15 protein-coding genes are annotated in these 14,000 nt (G+C 70.0%); 6 read left to right on the forward strand and 9 right to left on the reverse strand.

What is annotated here, in order from left to right; all coding sequences use genetic code 11:
* Window positions 1-161 precede the first annotated feature (161 nt).
* The 6 genes from ABZT87_RS00975 to ABZT87_RS01000 all read right to left on the reverse strand — a co-directional run bounded on the left by ABZT87_RS00975 (window position 162) and on the right by ABZT87_RS01000 (window position 5,096).
* Window positions 162-815, reverse strand: coding sequence for an O-methyltransferase (locus ABZT87_RS00975; protein WP_355132791.1), 654 nt, complete (start codon window positions 813-815; stop codon window positions 162-164).
* Window positions 812-1,522, reverse strand: a complete 711-nt coding sequence (locus ABZT87_RS00980) for a Maf family protein (RefSeq protein ID WP_355132793.1) — start codon at window positions 1,520-1,522, stop codon at window positions 812-814. Before ABZT87_RS00980 ends, ABZT87_RS00975 begins: the two co-directional genes overlap by 4 nt.
* A gap of 283 nt (window positions 1,523-1,805) precedes the next feature.
* On the reverse strand, window positions 1,806-2,978 hold the full coding sequence (locus tag ABZT87_RS00985; protein ID WP_355132795.1) for a S8 family serine peptidase: 1,173 nt from the start codon (window positions 2,976-2,978) through the stop codon (window positions 1,806-1,808).
* The gene (locus ABZT87_RS00990; protein WP_355132797.1) at window positions 2,975-4,348 is read right to left on the reverse strand and encodes a hypothetical protein; all 1,374 of its coding nucleotides are present in this window, start codon (window positions 4,346-4,348) and stop codon (window positions 2,975-2,977) included. Before ABZT87_RS00990 ends, ABZT87_RS00985 begins: the two co-directional genes overlap by 4 nt.
* Complete coding sequence (locus ABZT87_RS00995) at window positions 4,345-4,803, reverse strand: hypothetical protein (protein WP_354854047.1); 459 nt, start codon at window positions 4,801-4,803, stop codon at window positions 4,345-4,347. The genes ABZT87_RS00990 and ABZT87_RS00995 overlap by 4 nt, the downstream gene beginning before the upstream one ends.
* An 89-nt stretch (window positions 4,804-4,892) precedes the next feature.
* Entirely contained in the window at window positions 4,893-5,096 is a 204-nt protein-coding gene (locus ABZT87_RS01000; protein WP_355132799.1) for an acyl-CoA carboxylase subunit epsilon, read from the reverse strand.
* Between the two features lie 90 nt (window positions 5,097-5,186).
* Here ABZT87_RS01000 and ABZT87_RS01005 point away from each other — a divergent pair, with 90 nt between their 5' ends.
* Window positions 5,187-7,169, forward strand: a complete 1,983-nt coding sequence (locus ABZT87_RS01005; RefSeq protein ID WP_355132801.1) for a protein kinase — start codon at window positions 5,187-5,189, stop codon at window positions 7,167-7,169.
* A gap of 65 nt (window positions 7,170-7,234) precedes the next feature.
* Window positions 7,235-7,486: a hypothetical protein gene (locus ABZT87_RS01010; protein ID WP_234589102.1), complete on the forward strand. Its 252-nt coding sequence runs from the start codon at window positions 7,235-7,237 to the stop codon at window positions 7,484-7,486.
* An 82-nt stretch (window positions 7,487-7,568) separates the two neighbouring features.
* Here ABZT87_RS01010 and ABZT87_RS01015 read toward each other — a convergent pair whose 3' ends face one another.
* Window positions 7,569-8,321 (reverse strand): GH25 family lysozyme, encoded by a 753-nt coding sequence (locus ABZT87_RS01015; RefSeq protein ID WP_355063211.1) that lies wholly within the window; start codon window positions 8,319-8,321, stop codon window positions 7,569-7,571.
* Between the two features lie 129 nt (window positions 8,322-8,450).
* Entirely contained in the window at window positions 8,451-9,011 is a 561-nt protein-coding gene (locus tag ABZT87_RS01020) for a Uma2 family endonuclease (protein WP_355133658.1), read from the reverse strand.
* A 72-nt stretch (window positions 9,012-9,083) separates the two neighbouring features.
* Between ABZT87_RS01020 and ABZT87_RS01025 the strand changes: the two genes are divergently transcribed.
* The 4 genes from ABZT87_RS01025 (at window position 9,084) to ABZT87_RS01040 (ending at window position 12,238) form a co-directional block, all read left to right on the forward strand.
* On the forward strand, window positions 9,084-9,827 hold the full coding sequence (locus ABZT87_RS01025) for a M50 family metallopeptidase (protein ID WP_354854061.1): 744 nt from the start codon (window positions 9,084-9,086) through the stop codon (window positions 9,825-9,827).
* 23 nt (window positions 9,828-9,850) lie between these two features.
* Window positions 9,851-10,834 (forward strand): 2-dehydropantoate 2-reductase N-terminal domain-containing protein, encoded by a 984-nt coding sequence (locus ABZT87_RS01030; RefSeq protein ID WP_355062922.1) that lies wholly within the window; start codon window positions 9,851-9,853, stop codon window positions 10,832-10,834.
* Window positions 10,835-10,896: 62 nt separating this feature from the next.
* Complete coding sequence (locus tag ABZT87_RS01035; protein WP_266248870.1) at window positions 10,897-11,397, forward strand: SigE family RNA polymerase sigma factor; 501 nt, start codon at window positions 10,897-10,899, stop codon at window positions 11,395-11,397.
* Window positions 11,390-12,238, forward strand: a complete 849-nt coding sequence (locus ABZT87_RS01040; RefSeq protein ID WP_355132803.1) for a hypothetical protein — start codon at window positions 11,390-11,392, stop codon at window positions 12,236-12,238. Before ABZT87_RS01035 ends, ABZT87_RS01040 begins: the two co-directional genes overlap by 8 nt.
* Before the next feature lie 102 nt (window positions 12,239-12,340).
* On the opposite strand, the gene ABZT87_RS01045 is transcribed toward ABZT87_RS01040, so the two are convergent.
* Window positions 12,341-13,924: an acyl-CoA carboxylase subunit beta gene (locus ABZT87_RS01045; protein WP_234589112.1), complete on the reverse strand. Its 1,584-nt coding sequence runs from the start codon at window positions 13,922-13,924 to the stop codon at window positions 12,341-12,343.
* Window positions 13,925-14,000 lie beyond the last annotated feature (76 nt).

Here is a 14,000-nt window from a genome sequence, read left to right on the forward strand (position 1 = left end):
GGGGGCACCCCGAATTCGTGCTGTCGGCGCTGCGCGTTCGGTGGGCTGCCGGCGTTTCGTCGGCGTTCAGCGGTGGCGGCGTTCAGCGGTGGCGGCGCTGAGCGGTGACGGCGCTGAGCGGTGGGGGCGCTGAGCGGTGGGGCGGTCAGCGGTGGCGGCGGTCAGCGCACCCGGGCGAGGGTGAGGCCATCCGCGATCGGCAGCATCACCGGGTCGACCCGTACGTCGGCGAGCACCTCGTCGTTGAAGGCGGCGATCGCCCGGTCGTTGGCGTCCCGTGGGGCGATCACCCGCCCGCCGCGCAGCACGTTGTCGACGGCGATCACCCCGCCCGGCCGCATCCGGGGCACCAGCTCGGCCCAGTAGACCGGGTACCCGGTCTTGTCCGCGTCGATGAACGCGAAGTCCAGGTGACGCTCGTGCGGCAACTCCCGCAGCGTCTCGCCGGCCGGGCCGATCCGCAGGTCGATGCGGTCGTGCACGCCGGCCCGGGCCCAGTATCGCCGGGCGATGCCGGTGAACTCCTCGGAGATGTCGAAGCAGGTCAGCCTCCCGCCCTCGGGCAACCCCCGGGCGATGGCCAGCGCCGACAGGCCGGTGAACGTGCCAACCTCGACGGCCTGCCGTACGTCCAGCAGTCGGGTCAGGAACGTCAGGAACGCGGCCTGCTCCGGCGCCACCTGCATGGAGGCGTGCTCGGGCAGCACCGACCGGGTCTCCTCGGCCAGATCCTGGATGATCTCGTCCGGTGGGGCGCCGTGCGCGACCAGGTAGGCGTGCAACTCGTCGGTGAGCGGGATCGACTTCGTGGTCATGAGCGGACGTTACCCAGCGGCTCGACCGATTGGCCGCCCGGCGCGACCTTTGTCCACAGGTCCGTGATCTGCAGCCCCAGTTCGGCGAGGAGCCGACGCAGCAGCGGCATCGACAATCCGACCACGGTCCCCGGGTCGCCCTCGATCCGTTCCACGAACGGCCCGCCCAACCCGTCGATCGTGAACGCACCGGCCACCGCCAGCGGCTCACCGGTGGCGACGTACGCGGCGATCTCGTCGTCGCTGATGTCCGCAAAATGGACGGTCGTCGAGGCAACCGCCTCGGCGCGCCGCCCGCTGACACCGTCGATCAGACAGTGCCCGCTGTGCAGGACACCGCTGCGCCCCCGCATCCGCAGCCAACGCCGGGTGGCGTCCGCCGGATCCGCCGGCTTGCCGAGGATCTCCCCGTCGAACGCGAGCACCGAGTCACAGCCGATGATCAGGGTCCGCTGACTGGTGCCTGCTTCCGTGCTGGTGCCGGCTGGCGCGGTTGCCGTGGCGGCCGGACTCAGCCGGCTCAACACTGCCTCTGCCTTGAGCCGAGCCAACTCCAGACACAGGTCCTCGGCCCGATCGGTCACCACCAGGGATTCGTCCACCCCGCTGACCAGCACGTCCGGCTCAATGCCGGCGGCCTGGAGAGACTTACGACGGGCAGGGCTGGCCGAGGCGAGCACGAGGCGGAGCGGCAGAGAATCAGACACCAGCCCGACGTTACCGGCTCACCACCCACCACACCGGTCCACCCGGCCGCGCCGCTCTCGACGCCGTGCCCGTTAGGCCCACCTGGCCCCGCGCCCTTGATCCACTCCACATCACCGACATCGGCCTATCAATCAGCCACAAAAGCCCCACATCGCCGATATAAAGTCGATCAACCTGCCGGCACCACCGTGATCGACTCGACTTCATGGATATCGGGGTATCCCGCTCGCCCGGACACCCCGATATCAAGGATACCGAGTCGATCAACGCGCCCCGGCTCGATCAGCGACTGATTCTGGGCGGCGGATCATCACCGCGCCGCCGACGCCGCGCCACCAGCGCCCATCCGACCCCGACGGCCACGATCACGGCGAGAGTGGCCAGGCCGCGAGCTGTCGCGCCATCACCGCCCTCACCAGGCCGATCGCCGGCCGCCGCGGTCGAGCCAGTCGCGGCCGGAGCGCTCACCGACTCAAACCCCAACGGGGGTACGTCTGCCGTCAGCGCTGCCACAAGATCGATCACGCCATACCCGTACTCGTCGTCCCGGCCTGGCGGACCCTTGTCGATGGCCGTGGCCGTAAGCCGATGGGCTACCTCCTGGGCCGGCAGGTAGGGGTACTTCGACCTGATCAACGCCGCCGCCCCAGCGACAATCGCCGTCGCGTCGGAAGTGCCTGTGCCTTTGCGGTACTTGCCGTTAATGCTCGTGCTGTAAATGTCGACTGCAGGTGCAACAACGTCAATGTCTGGCCCGGTCACGGAGATATCAGCATGAGTGCCATCCCGGCCTATCCCTCCAACCGCGATGACTCCATCCTCTGATGCTGGGTACCCAACCTTGGTATCGTCCGGCTTATTGCCGGCAGCGGCGACCAGCACGATATTCGCGGCGAGTGCTGCTTTGATGGATCGTTGCAACGGGATACCGGCACCGCCGACCGAAGATATGCAGATCACATCAGCGCCTTGGCGAACAGCATAATCAATGCCGGCGGCCAAGGCGTCCGCCTCCCCTTGGCCGTCGGTAGGAGTATCGCGGATCGGGAGTATCTTTGCATCGGGAGCTAGTCCCAAGGCACCCAAAGTGCCTCCTTGTCCGTGGGCTGCGATCAAGCCTGCCATGCCGGTGCCGTGGCTATTCTGGTCATTCTGGCCATCGCCGTTACCGTCTGGGACGATATCGATCCCACGAAGCAGGTTGTTCCGCAAATCAGGGTGCGGTTGAACTCCCGTATCTGGAACTGCGACGATTACCCCCGCACCGTGTGTGATCTGTTGCGCGTCGGAAGCTCTGAGGTATTCCAAATGCCATTGATCCGCCCGGACCCGTTCGGCCTCGCTGGGTTCGCTGTTCGGCTGGCCAGGGCTGCCTCTCGTAGGTAACGCTGTTGGTGCGATTAGCGACAGAAGAGCGGCAAATGCTGTCAGGCTCTGCCGGCTGAAGTGTTTCACCGATCGAGGCCGATGGCCGGTCCTGGGTCAGGTGGGCCAGGCTCCTCCGGCGAACGAACAACAGGGTTGACGCCCTGGTCGGTCTTCCATGGATGGTCGGGATCCCAGGCGTGCCCCTCTTCTTCATATCCGTTTTTAGCGGGACGGCCAGGGGGGTAGCTTGTGCCGTAATTGCCGCTTGTACCAGGGGCGCCACCGATAGGCGAGAAGGCGTGTCCTCCGGCCGCACTACGGCCACTGCCCGGCCGCGAGCCGGCACCGCCGGTCGGCGTGGTGCCGGCACCGCCACCGCCAATTACGCCGCCGATCGGATTAACCTTCCGCGTTGGATTCCCAGCGGACGCAGGCGAGCCGAGTCCGGAGCCAGGCGTACCACCGATAAGGCCGTTAGTTGGCGTCGATCGCGCCTGCGGGGCCGTCGGAACTTGGGAAACGCCCTTGGCCGCTCCGCTCGCGGACCGCCCGATAGCGTCGGTTTGCCCTTGCGGCGGCACCTGCGGCGGAACGAGAGAGGTGGGTGGTAGTGAAGGTGCCGTCCCGAAGCCCGTCGCCGGTATGTTCGGTGTAACTCCCGATAACCCTCCGTTTGGCAGTGCTGGTGCAACGCCAGCACCAGCACTGCCAAGTACTGGCCCCACGGCGGCTGTCTGAACGGGATGCGAGCTGCCAGCTGGATTTGGCGAGGGTGGGCGGACGGCTGTGTCGGGGGCGATTGGCACTGGAACAATCGGCGGAATCGTCGGTCCGGTGCTGGCATCGTAAGCGTCTGTGCTGGAGGGGTCTCGCCTAAACCTCGGGGGTGGCGGCGGGGGTTTTTGGAGGGTGGCTTGGGCTTGTTGGAGTTCGCCGCTGAGGTTGAACATCATGGCCCGCGCCTGCACGTTCAGCCGTTCCAGGTCGCTGTCTGTCACCGGTGACTCGACGACCCGGTTGCCCATGATCGCTTTGGGGTCGGCGGCTGTGGCGTCGTACGCCTGCTTCTGCTGGAGCTTGGTCGCGTACTCCTCGTAAATTTTGCGAAGCTCGGCGCGGGTGGTGCCGATGGCCTGGGTGGCGGCGGACAGCGCGGTGTAGTTCGCGGCGGCCGCGTCGTGTGTGTGCCGCACCTTGGCGATCAGGTCGTCGAGTTGGGCGAGGTACGTGCCGGAGGCCGCGCTGGTTTCCGGGGGCCACGCTTCGGCGAGCCCGCGCCGGTACTCCTGGAGCCGGCCTAGGTGGATCTGGGCCAGGTCGCAGACCTTGCGCCACCCAGCGACCTGTTTCCAGTGGTTGGTGGTGTCGTGGTCCTGGAGGCACGCCCACATGCTGTTGACGTCCATCAGGTGCCAGTCGGTCTGGCCGGAGGTGCGGCCGCCACCTCGTTCGATCATGGCAGGACCACCGGCCTCTGGCTCTCGGGACCGGTGGGGTCGGTCAGCGTCGGCGTCCGGCCGCCGGGCAGAACGGTGCCGGGGTCGGCGAGGGCCCGCTGAACGTCCACGGCGCGGGCGGCGGAGAAGGCGTCGCTGTCGGCGTACTGGGTGGCGACCCGGTCGGCGACGGCGGCGAGGTGGCCGGTTGCGCCCCGAACGGCGTACACCATGTCGGCGGTGGCCTGCTGCGTCTCGTGGTGGGCGTGCAGGAAGGTGACCAGCTCGATGAACGCGTCGCAGGGGTTGGGCACCTTCGCGGACATGTCGTCGGCGATGTACGACAGGTGGGGCGCGTAGTTGCGTTCGACCTCGGCGGCGAGCCGGTCGGCGAACTCGCGGAGCTGGCGGATGTCGGCCTCGATGCCGCCGTAGCTGTGCAGCCAGGGCGCCGGCTGGTCCTCTTCGGGGATCATCGATCCTCCCTATCCGTCACGGCACCGTTTCCCTGAGTGAGATTAACGGCTGGACGCCATCCTGGCAGCCCCCACCGGGACGGCCCGGGTCAGCGAGGAAGGCGGGGAAGGCCGGAGGCACGCCAGGTGTCGGGGCGGGCCGGCCGGCCGCTGCGGGCCCACGCGGACGCGGTCTGTGGCGCGGGGGCGGCGGCCGGGCGGGACCGCACGATGACCGCACCGACCAGAGCGGCCAACTCCTCGGCGGTGGGCACGCCGCGAACGACCCGGAACAGCGGCTCTTCGGCAGACATGCCGCCAGGGTACGCGGCTCGAAGTCACGGGAAGCGAACAGTGGCGTGCCGGCGGTGTGAGCGTCGGCGGCTCCGGGTACCGTCTCAGCGATGTCGAACGCGCTCCCCCAACTCGTCGCTGACCGATACCGGCTTCTGTCGCCGCTCGGCCAGGGCGGCATGGGTCGGGTGTGGAAGGCGCGCGACGAGGTGTTGCACCGCGACGTCGCCATCAAGGAGTTGGTGCCGCCCCCCGGCCTCACCGACGAGGAACGCCGCGAGATGCGGGAGCGTTCGCTGCGCGAGGCGCGGGCCATCGCCCGGCTCAACAACGTCAACGTGGTACGCATCTTCGACGTCCTGCGCACCGATGGCGACCCGTGGATCGTCATGGAGTACGTGGCGTCGAAGTCGTTGCAGGACACCCTCGCCGAGGACGGGCCGGTGTCGGTGGCCCGGACCATCGAGATCGGTCTCGGCGTGCTGGGTGCCCTCAACGCGGCCCATAAGGCGGGCGTCATGCACCGCGACGTCAAGCCGGGCAACGTGCTGCTGGGCGACGACGGCCGGGTCGTGTTGACCGATTTCGGTCTCGCCACGATCCCCGGCGATCCGAATGTCACCCGCACCGGCATGGTGCTCGGTTCGCCCGCGTACATCTCGCCGGAGCGGGCCCGGGAGGGCACCGCCGGGCCGGAGGCCGACCTGTGGTCGTTGGGCGCGACGCTCTACGCGGCGGTCGAGGGCAAGTCGCCGTACGCGCGGCCGTCCGCGATCGCCACGCTGGCCGCGCTGGCCACCGAGCCGATGCCGCCGCCGAAGAACGCCGGCCCGCTCAAGGCGGTCCTCACCGGGCTGCTCCAGAAGGACCCGAACGAGCGGATCACCGCCGAGGTGGCCGAGCGGCTGCTGCGCCGCGCCGGAGGCAAGCGGGCGCGGGGGATCTCACTGCTCGATGGCGTACGCCGGCCGGGGCCGAACGGTCCACGTGAGCCGCGCCCGCCGCTCGTGCCGGCGCCGCGCCCCGCCGAGGAGAGCGCCGCTCGCCCGGTGTCGCCGCCTGCGCCGCGTACCCCGCCGCCGGTCGCCGCGACCGCGGCCGGGCCGGCAGCGGTCGACGCCTCGCCCACGGAGGTCGTGCCGGCCGACGCCGACCCGACGGCGGCGGTGCCGGCCGAGCCGACCGCGAAGATCGACCGCCCGTCCGAGGCGGAGCCGACCGCGACGGTGGCGGCCGCCGACGGCAAAGCCGATGACGGTACGACGGAAGCCGACGACGACGAGCCGACGGCCGTCGACGGTCCGCCGGTGGCTCCGGAGCAGCGCAAACCATCGACCCCGACGTCGGTCATGCCCCCAGTGAGTCCGGCCGGGCGCGCCGCGGTGCCGCCCTTCGACGGTACGAAGCCGACCAATACCCGGCGTAACGTGCTGATCGGGGCGCTGGTGGCCCTGCTGCTGGTCGGCCTCGTGGTGATCGTGCCGATGCTGACCAAGGGCGACGACAACGAGAGCCCGCAGGCCGACGCGACGACCGGGGCGGCCGCGTCGTCGGCCCCGGCGCAATCCTCCGCTCCGGCGGCGCCTGCACCCACCACGGGCGCACCGAGTGCGACGCCCTCGGCCACGCCGTCGGCCGACCCGAACGCGCTGCCGGCGGGTTGGAAGCTGCACAAGGACCCGGCGGGTTTCTCCCTGCCGATCCCCGACGGATGGGTCCGCAGGCAGCCCGACGGCAACACGGTCGTCTTCGACGAGGCCAACGGGCCGGGCGAGCTGCTCGTGCAGTGGACGCCGACGCCGAAGAAGGACGCGTACGCGGACTGGAAGAGCATCGAAGGCGGCCGAAAAAACGAAGTCAAGAACTACCAGTACATCAACATCACGCACTGCAACTTCTGGAAGACCTGCGCGGACTGGGAGTGGCTGGAGACCCGGGACGGTACGCGGATCCACGTCCGTAACCGCGGGTTCGTGACGGCCACCAACCGGGGTTACGCCCTGCGGTGGGAGATCGCGGAGAAGGACTGGCAGGCCAACCTGCCGAACTTCGACCGGATCGCCAAGGGCTTCGTGCCCGACCGCCAGGACTGAAACTCATTCGCATGACCTTGCGTCGTCCGGGGTAATTGACCTTCGACGACGGAAGGAGGTACGACATGGGTTACCGACGGAGGGACGCCAAGCCCCGGCTGGCACTGTGGATGCTCGTCGCGTTCGGCGACGCGGTCCTGTTGCTGGTCGCTGCGGGGGTTCCGGCGTTCATCGCACTGCTCAGTGTCGTGACCGTGGCCGTCTGCGGGGTGGGCGCCTGGCGGCTGAGCCGGCGGGGAGCGCTTGCTCCCGAGGAGGCTCGGGCGCAGGCCCTGAGCGAGACCCAGATGCCGGCCCTGAGCCGTCGGCGGGCCTGACCCGTACGCGGTGGCGTGGCGGCAGCCGGACCGATTGTCGACCGTGAGGTGACCGTCGATCCCGCTGCCGCCAACCGCCCGATCAGGTGTTGTTGGCCAGCGCGATCAGTCGGCTCCGGTCACCGTTCCAGTAGTTGCGGTCCACGTTGCCGCTGATCCCGGAGACGGCGCCGCTGCTGGTGTACTGCCAGAAGCTCCACACCGGCGCACCGGCCGGAAGGGCACCCGGCGTGCTCGACCAGCGGGCCAGCCAGAGCGGGTGGTTGGCCCACGGGCCGGTCCAGCTGCCCGTGCACTGGTTCCACCAGCTGGTGGTGGTGTAGATGACCGCGTACCGGCCGGTGCGGGAGCGGTAGGTGTTCAGGAAGTCCTGCACCCAGTTGCGCATCCCGGTGGTGCTCAACCCGTAGCAGTAGCCCCCGCTGTACGGGTTGGCCTCGATGTCGAGCGCGGCCGGGAGGGTGCGGCTGTCGGCCGACCAGGCGCCCCCGTTGGACGCCAGGTAGTTGGCCTGGGTCGAGCCGGCGGAGATGTTGGGCCGGGCGAAGTGGTACGCCCCGCGGATCACCCCGGCGTTGTACGCGTTGACGTAGTTCGCGTTGAAGCTCGGGTCCTTGTAGCTGGTGCCCTCGGTTGCCTTGATGAAGGCGAACTCGATGCCCGCGTTGCGGACGCTGGTCCAGTTGATGCTGCCCTGGTAGTTGGACACGTCGACGCCGGCGGTGGTGGCTGCCGCCGCCGGGCCGGAGGTCGCGACCAGGGTCGCCGCCGCGGCGGCGAGGACGGTGAGGCCGGCCGCGAGCGCGCGGCGCAGCGATGATCGGGTACGGGCCATGAGTGCCTCCAGGGACGCCGGTCTATTGACGCCCATCTTTGGAGGTAAGTGCCCTTGATCGCAAGAGCTGACGAGGAAACTTTCATCGACGACTGTCGGTGGCTCCCGAGGATTGCGGTGCGGAAACGATCAGCGCAGGGCGGCCGGGTCGAGCTGCCAACGGAAGGGCTCAACGATGCTCAACGTTTCGCCGGCCTTGGCCACCTGCTCCTCGACGTAGTGCTCGCCGTCCAGCCGGTAGAGCCGCAGCGAGTGACCGTCGCCGTCCTGCTCGACCAGCAGGTACCAGGGGATTCCCGCGATGGCGTAGAGCTGCATCTTGAGCAGGCGATCGGCAGCCGCATTGCCGGGCGGCAGGACCTCGCCGACGAGGACCACCTCAACGGCCTCCACCGCGGTGCCCTCGTCGTCGGTGTCGGCGACGACCAGGTCCGGGATGGCGATCCGGTCCACCCCGAGCCTGACGTTGACCGCTCTGAAAACCGCGAGGCCAGCGGCAGCACGCTCGACGTGGTTCGCCAGTCGACGTGAGACCAACTGATGCCGCTTGCTCGGGACCGGGCTCACCAGCAGGCTCCCGTCGAGCAGTTCGATCCGGTCCGGGGTCTCACCGAGGGCAAAATAATCGTCCTCGGTCCAGGGGCCGAGGTGGTGCTCCAAGGACACCAATCCTCCGGCTTCGCTTGTCATCCGATCAGTTTCGAGCGTGACGGGCCGGTGCCTCGGGAACGACACGGAACGCCGCCGGTAGGCTCGCGCCCCATGATGTCGATCGACGGGCTGGGCGAGAAGTGGGACACGCTGTTCGGCGCTCAGCCGGACCCGCCCCCGCTGCTGGTGCTGATAACCGCCGCAGTCGCGCTGGTGGTGGTGTCCACCCGGCTGCCCTGGCGGATCGCCCGCAACGCCATCACCATCGCGCACGAGGGCGGGCACGCGCTGGTCGCCCTGCTCACCGGCCGCAAGCTGCGCGGCATCCGGCTGCACTCGGACACCTCCGGCCTGACGCTCTCCGCCGGTCGGCCCACCGGGCCAGGCATGATCCTCACGCTGCTCGCCGGCTATGTCGCCCCGCCGCTGGTCGGGTTGGCTGGCGCCTGGCTGCTCGGCGGCAACCGGATCACGCTGCTGCTCTGGGTGGCGGTGGCGCTGCTGCTCGCCATGCTGGTCATGATCCGCAACGCCTTCGGCGTGGTGTCGCTGCTGGTCACCGGGGCTCTGGTGCTCGCCGTCTCGTGGTACGCCACGCCGCAGGTGCAGGCCGCGTTCGCGTACACCGGGGTGTGGTTCCTGTTGCTGGGCGGGGTGCGGCCGGTGGTGGAGCTGCAACGGCTGCGCTCCCGCGGCCGGATGCCCGCCTCCGACGCCGACCAGCTCGCCGGGCTGACCCCGTTCCCGGCGTTCTTCTGGGTGGTCCTCTTCGCCCTGGTCAACCTGGCCGCCCTGGTCGCCGGCGCGCTTCTGCTCACCGGCTCCATCCTCACCGACGCCGGCCTCACGCTCTGACCCTGCCGGGGCAGAATGAGGCCATGCGATACGTGATCATCGGGGCGGGCGCGGTCGGCGGGACCATCGGCGTACGGCTGGCACAGGCCGACCGGGACGTGACAGTGGTGGCGCGCGGCGCGCACCTGGACGCGATCCGGGAGCGCGGTCTGACGCTGCGGCAGCCCGACGGCGACGTGACCGCCCGGCTGGCTGCCGTCGACGGCCCGGGCGACCGACCGTTGCCGGCCGACACGGTGCTGGTGCTCACCGTCAAGTCGCAGGACACCGAGGCCGCGCTGGCGACGTGGGTGGACGCGCCGGTCGCCGGTGGCGGCACGGCCGGCGAGCGGCTGCCACTGGTCACCGCGCAGAACGGGGTGGCGAACGAGCGGGCCGCCCTGCGGCTCTTCGCCGACGTGCACCCGATCTGCGTCTGGCTGCCGGCCACCCACCTCGACCCGGGCGTGGTGGTGGCCAACGGGCACCCGCACCCCGGGATGCTCCACATCGGCCGGTACCCGGGCGGCGCCGACGACGCCGACCGGGCGATCGCCGCCGACCTGACCGCCGCCGGCTTCGTCGCGCCGGTGCGGGAGGACGTGCTGCGCTGGAAGTACGGCAAGCTGCTCAGCAACCTCGGCAACGGCCTCCAGGCGTTGCTCGGGCAGGACATCCCGGACGCGTTGGCCGAGCGGGTACGCGCCGAGGGCGTCGCCGCGCTCGCCGCCGCGCGCATCCCGCACACCTCCCCGGACGAGGAGAAGGCCGAACGCGGCGACCTGGTCCAGCAGCGCCCGGTCGACGGCGCGGGCCGCTCCGGTGGATCCACCTGGCAGAGCCTCGCCCGGGGCGCCGGCTCGACCGAGGTCGACCACCTCAACGGAGAGATCGCGCTGCTCGGCCGGCTGCACGGCGTACCGACGCCGGCCAACGTGGCCGTGCAGCGGGCGGTACGGCGTGCCGCCCGGGAGCGGATCGCGGCCGGCGCGTTCCCGCTCGCCGAGCTGGAGAAGATGATCGCCTGACCCGGGCAACCGACGGCCGTGCCCGGCGCGTGTTCCCTGCGACCGACACGGGGAGGTAGCGGGTGCCGGACGTCGACGGGTTCGACGAGTTCTACCGGGGGAGCCGACAACGGCTGCTCGGTTTCGTCTACGCCCTCACCGGCGACCGGGTCGAGGCCCAGGACGCGGTGCAGGAGGCGTACATCCGGGCGTGGCAGCGCTGGTCGACGATCAGCGGGTACGACGACCCGGAGGCGTGGGTGCGGGTGGTGGCCAGCCGTATCGCGGTCAGCCGCTGGCGCAGCCTGCGCAGTCGCGCCCGCGCGTACCTGCGCCACGGGGCGACCGAGACCGTGCCCGGGCCGGGCACCGACACGGTCGAGGTGGTCGCCGCGCTGCGTCGACTGCCCGAGGAGCAGCGCACCGCCATCGCCCTGTACTACCTGATGGGCATGCCGGTCGCCGAGGTGGCGCGGGAGACCGCCGCCCCGGTGGGCACGGTCAAAGCCCGACTCTCCCGGGGGCGTACCGCGCTCGCCGGTCTGCTCGCCGTCTCTGATCTGGAGGAGGCAACCGATGCGTGACGACGACCTGGCATTCGTCGAACAGATCCACCGGGAGTTGCAGGGCGTGCGCTGGGCATCCTCGGAGGAGATCCGCGCCCGGGCCCGTCGTCGCAGCCAACGCCGGATCGTGGTGGCCACCGTCGTGCTGGCTCTCACCGGTGCCTCCGCCGCGGCGGTCGCCGCCCCGGGAAAGTCCCCCGCACCGGGTCTACCGGCCGCGCCGACCCGGCACGAGATTCCCCTCGACGCACTCCTGCAGCCGGCAGATCTCCGGCAGCAGGTCTATACGCAGCTCAGCCAGTCAGGGCTGGGTGAGCCGGTCCGGCTGGAGGAGACGCTCGGCGACTGCCGGACGAGCCAGGGACTGTCCGACGGATGGCAGACGTCGAACCTGTCCCGATCGCAGACCCTCATGCGTAAGCACTCCCCGGACAACCTGGTGGAGGGCGACGTCCTGCTCATGCAGGATCTCTTCCGGCTGGCACCCGAGACGGCCAGACAACTCGTCGCCGGCCTGGACGACGTGGTCGCCCCGTGCGCCCGGTGGCGGACCGTCGGGCAGGCGGAGGTGAACGGGACCACCCAAACGACAGAGGTGATCCACCGGTGGTCGGTGGCCCGGCGGGGTTTCGCCGGGGATGACGCCGCGATCCTGCGGGATTCGCTCACCGCCGCCCGGGACGTGCAGACCGGGCAAGCGCTGAGCGGCGAGCCGACGCCCCTCCTCCTGGCCGTCGTCCGGGTCGGCGACACCGTCTCGGTGCTTCGCCCCGGGTACGACGGCACCGAATCGGATCTCGTCCAGCTCGCGGAGGCGGCGGCGGCCCGAATGTGTGCCGCCGCGAACCCGGCCTGCTGACCCTTCTTGACCCGCACAACATCAGGGATGTCGCTGCCTCCCGGGGCCGGGAGGCACTTTCCCCGAAGTTGCGCGGATCAAGCCGAGCAGAGCAGAAGCGCCTCAGAGCGGGATGTTGCCGTGCTTCTTCGGCGGCAGGGTCTCGCGCTTCGTGCGCAGGACGCGCAGCGCCCGGACGATCTGGGTGCGCGTCTCGTGCGGCGGGATCACCGAGTCGACGTACCCGCGCTCGGCGGCCACGTACGGGTTGGCGAGGGTGTCCTCGTACTCGGCGATCTTCTCGGCCCGGACCGCCGCTGGGTCCTCGGCGCCGGCCAGCTCCGAGCGGTAGAGGATGTTGACCGCGCCCTGCGCGCCCATCACGGCGATCTGCGCGGTCGGCCAGGCGAAGTTCAGGTCCGCGCCGAGGTGCTTGGAACCCATCACGTCGTACGCCCCGCCGTACGCCTTGCGGGTGATCACGGTGACCTTCGGGACGGTCGCCTCGGCGTACGCGTAGATGAGCTTGGCGCCCCGGCGGATGATGCCGTCCCACTCCTGGCCGGTGCCGGGCAGGAAGCCGGGAACGTCCACGAAGGTCAGCACCGGGATGTTGAACGCGTCGCAGGTGCGCACGAACCGGGCGGCCTTCTCGCTGGCGGCGATGTCCAGGGTGCCGGCGAAGTGCATGGGCTGGTTGGCCACCACGCCGACCGGGCGTCCCTCCACCCGGCCGTAGCCGACCACGATGTTCTGCGCGTAGAGCGGCTGGACCTCCAGGAACTCCCCGTCGTCCAGGACGTGCTCGATGACGGTGTGGATGTCGTACGGCTGGTTCGCCGAGTCCGGGACGAGCGTGTCCAGCTCGCGGTCCTCGTCGGTGATCGTCAGGTCGGCGGGGGCCTCGAAGACGACCGGCTCGTCGAGGTTGTTCGACGGCAGGTACGACAGCAGGGCCTTGACGTAGTCGACCGCGTCGTCCTCGTCGGTGGCGAGGTAGTGCGCGTTGCCGCTGCGGGTGTTGTGCGTGCGGGCTCCGCCCAGCTCCTCCATGCCGACGTCCTCGCCGGTCACCGTCTTGATCACGTCGGGGCCGGTGATGAACATGTGCGAGGTCTGGTCGACCATCACGGTGAAGTCGGTGACGGCCGGGGAGTAGACCGCGCCGCCGGCGCAGGGCCCCATCACCAGCGAGATCTGCGGGATGACCCCGGACGCGCGGACGTTGCGGAAGAAGATCTCCCCGTACAGGCCGAGCGACACCACGCCCTCCTGGATGCGGGCGCCGCCGGAGTCGTTGATGCCGACGACCGGGCAGCCGATCTTCATGGCGAGGTCCATCACCTTGACGATCTTTTCGCCGAAGACCTCGCCGAGGGAGCCGCCGAAGACCGTGAAGTCCTGGGCGAAGACGCACACCTGCCGGCCGTCCACCGTGCCGTAGCCGGTCACCACTCCATCGCCGTACGGGCGGTTGCGCTCCAGCCCGAAGGCCGTGGACCGGTGCCGGGCCAGTTCGTCCAGCTCGACGAAGGAGCCCTCGTCGAGCAGCATCTCGATCCGCTCGCGGGCGGTCTTCTTGCCCCGGGCGTGCTGCTTCTCGACCGCACGCGCCGACCCGGCGTGCACCGCCTCGTCGACCCGGCGCTCCAGGTCCGCCAGCTTGCCCGCGGTGCTGTGGATGTTGGTCCCGGTCTCGGTAGTCACCCAGGGAATATAACGATGGTTCAGGTCGGTGCTGCTGTGCAGTACGCCTCAATACCTCCCGTGGCCACCGCCGTAG

Origin of the sequence: Micromonospora sp. NPDC005237, from assembly GCF_040607775.1 — a bacterium.
In the GTDB taxonomy this organism is placed as follows: Bacteria; Actinomycetota; Actinomycetes; order Mycobacteriales; family Micromonosporaceae; genus Micromonospora.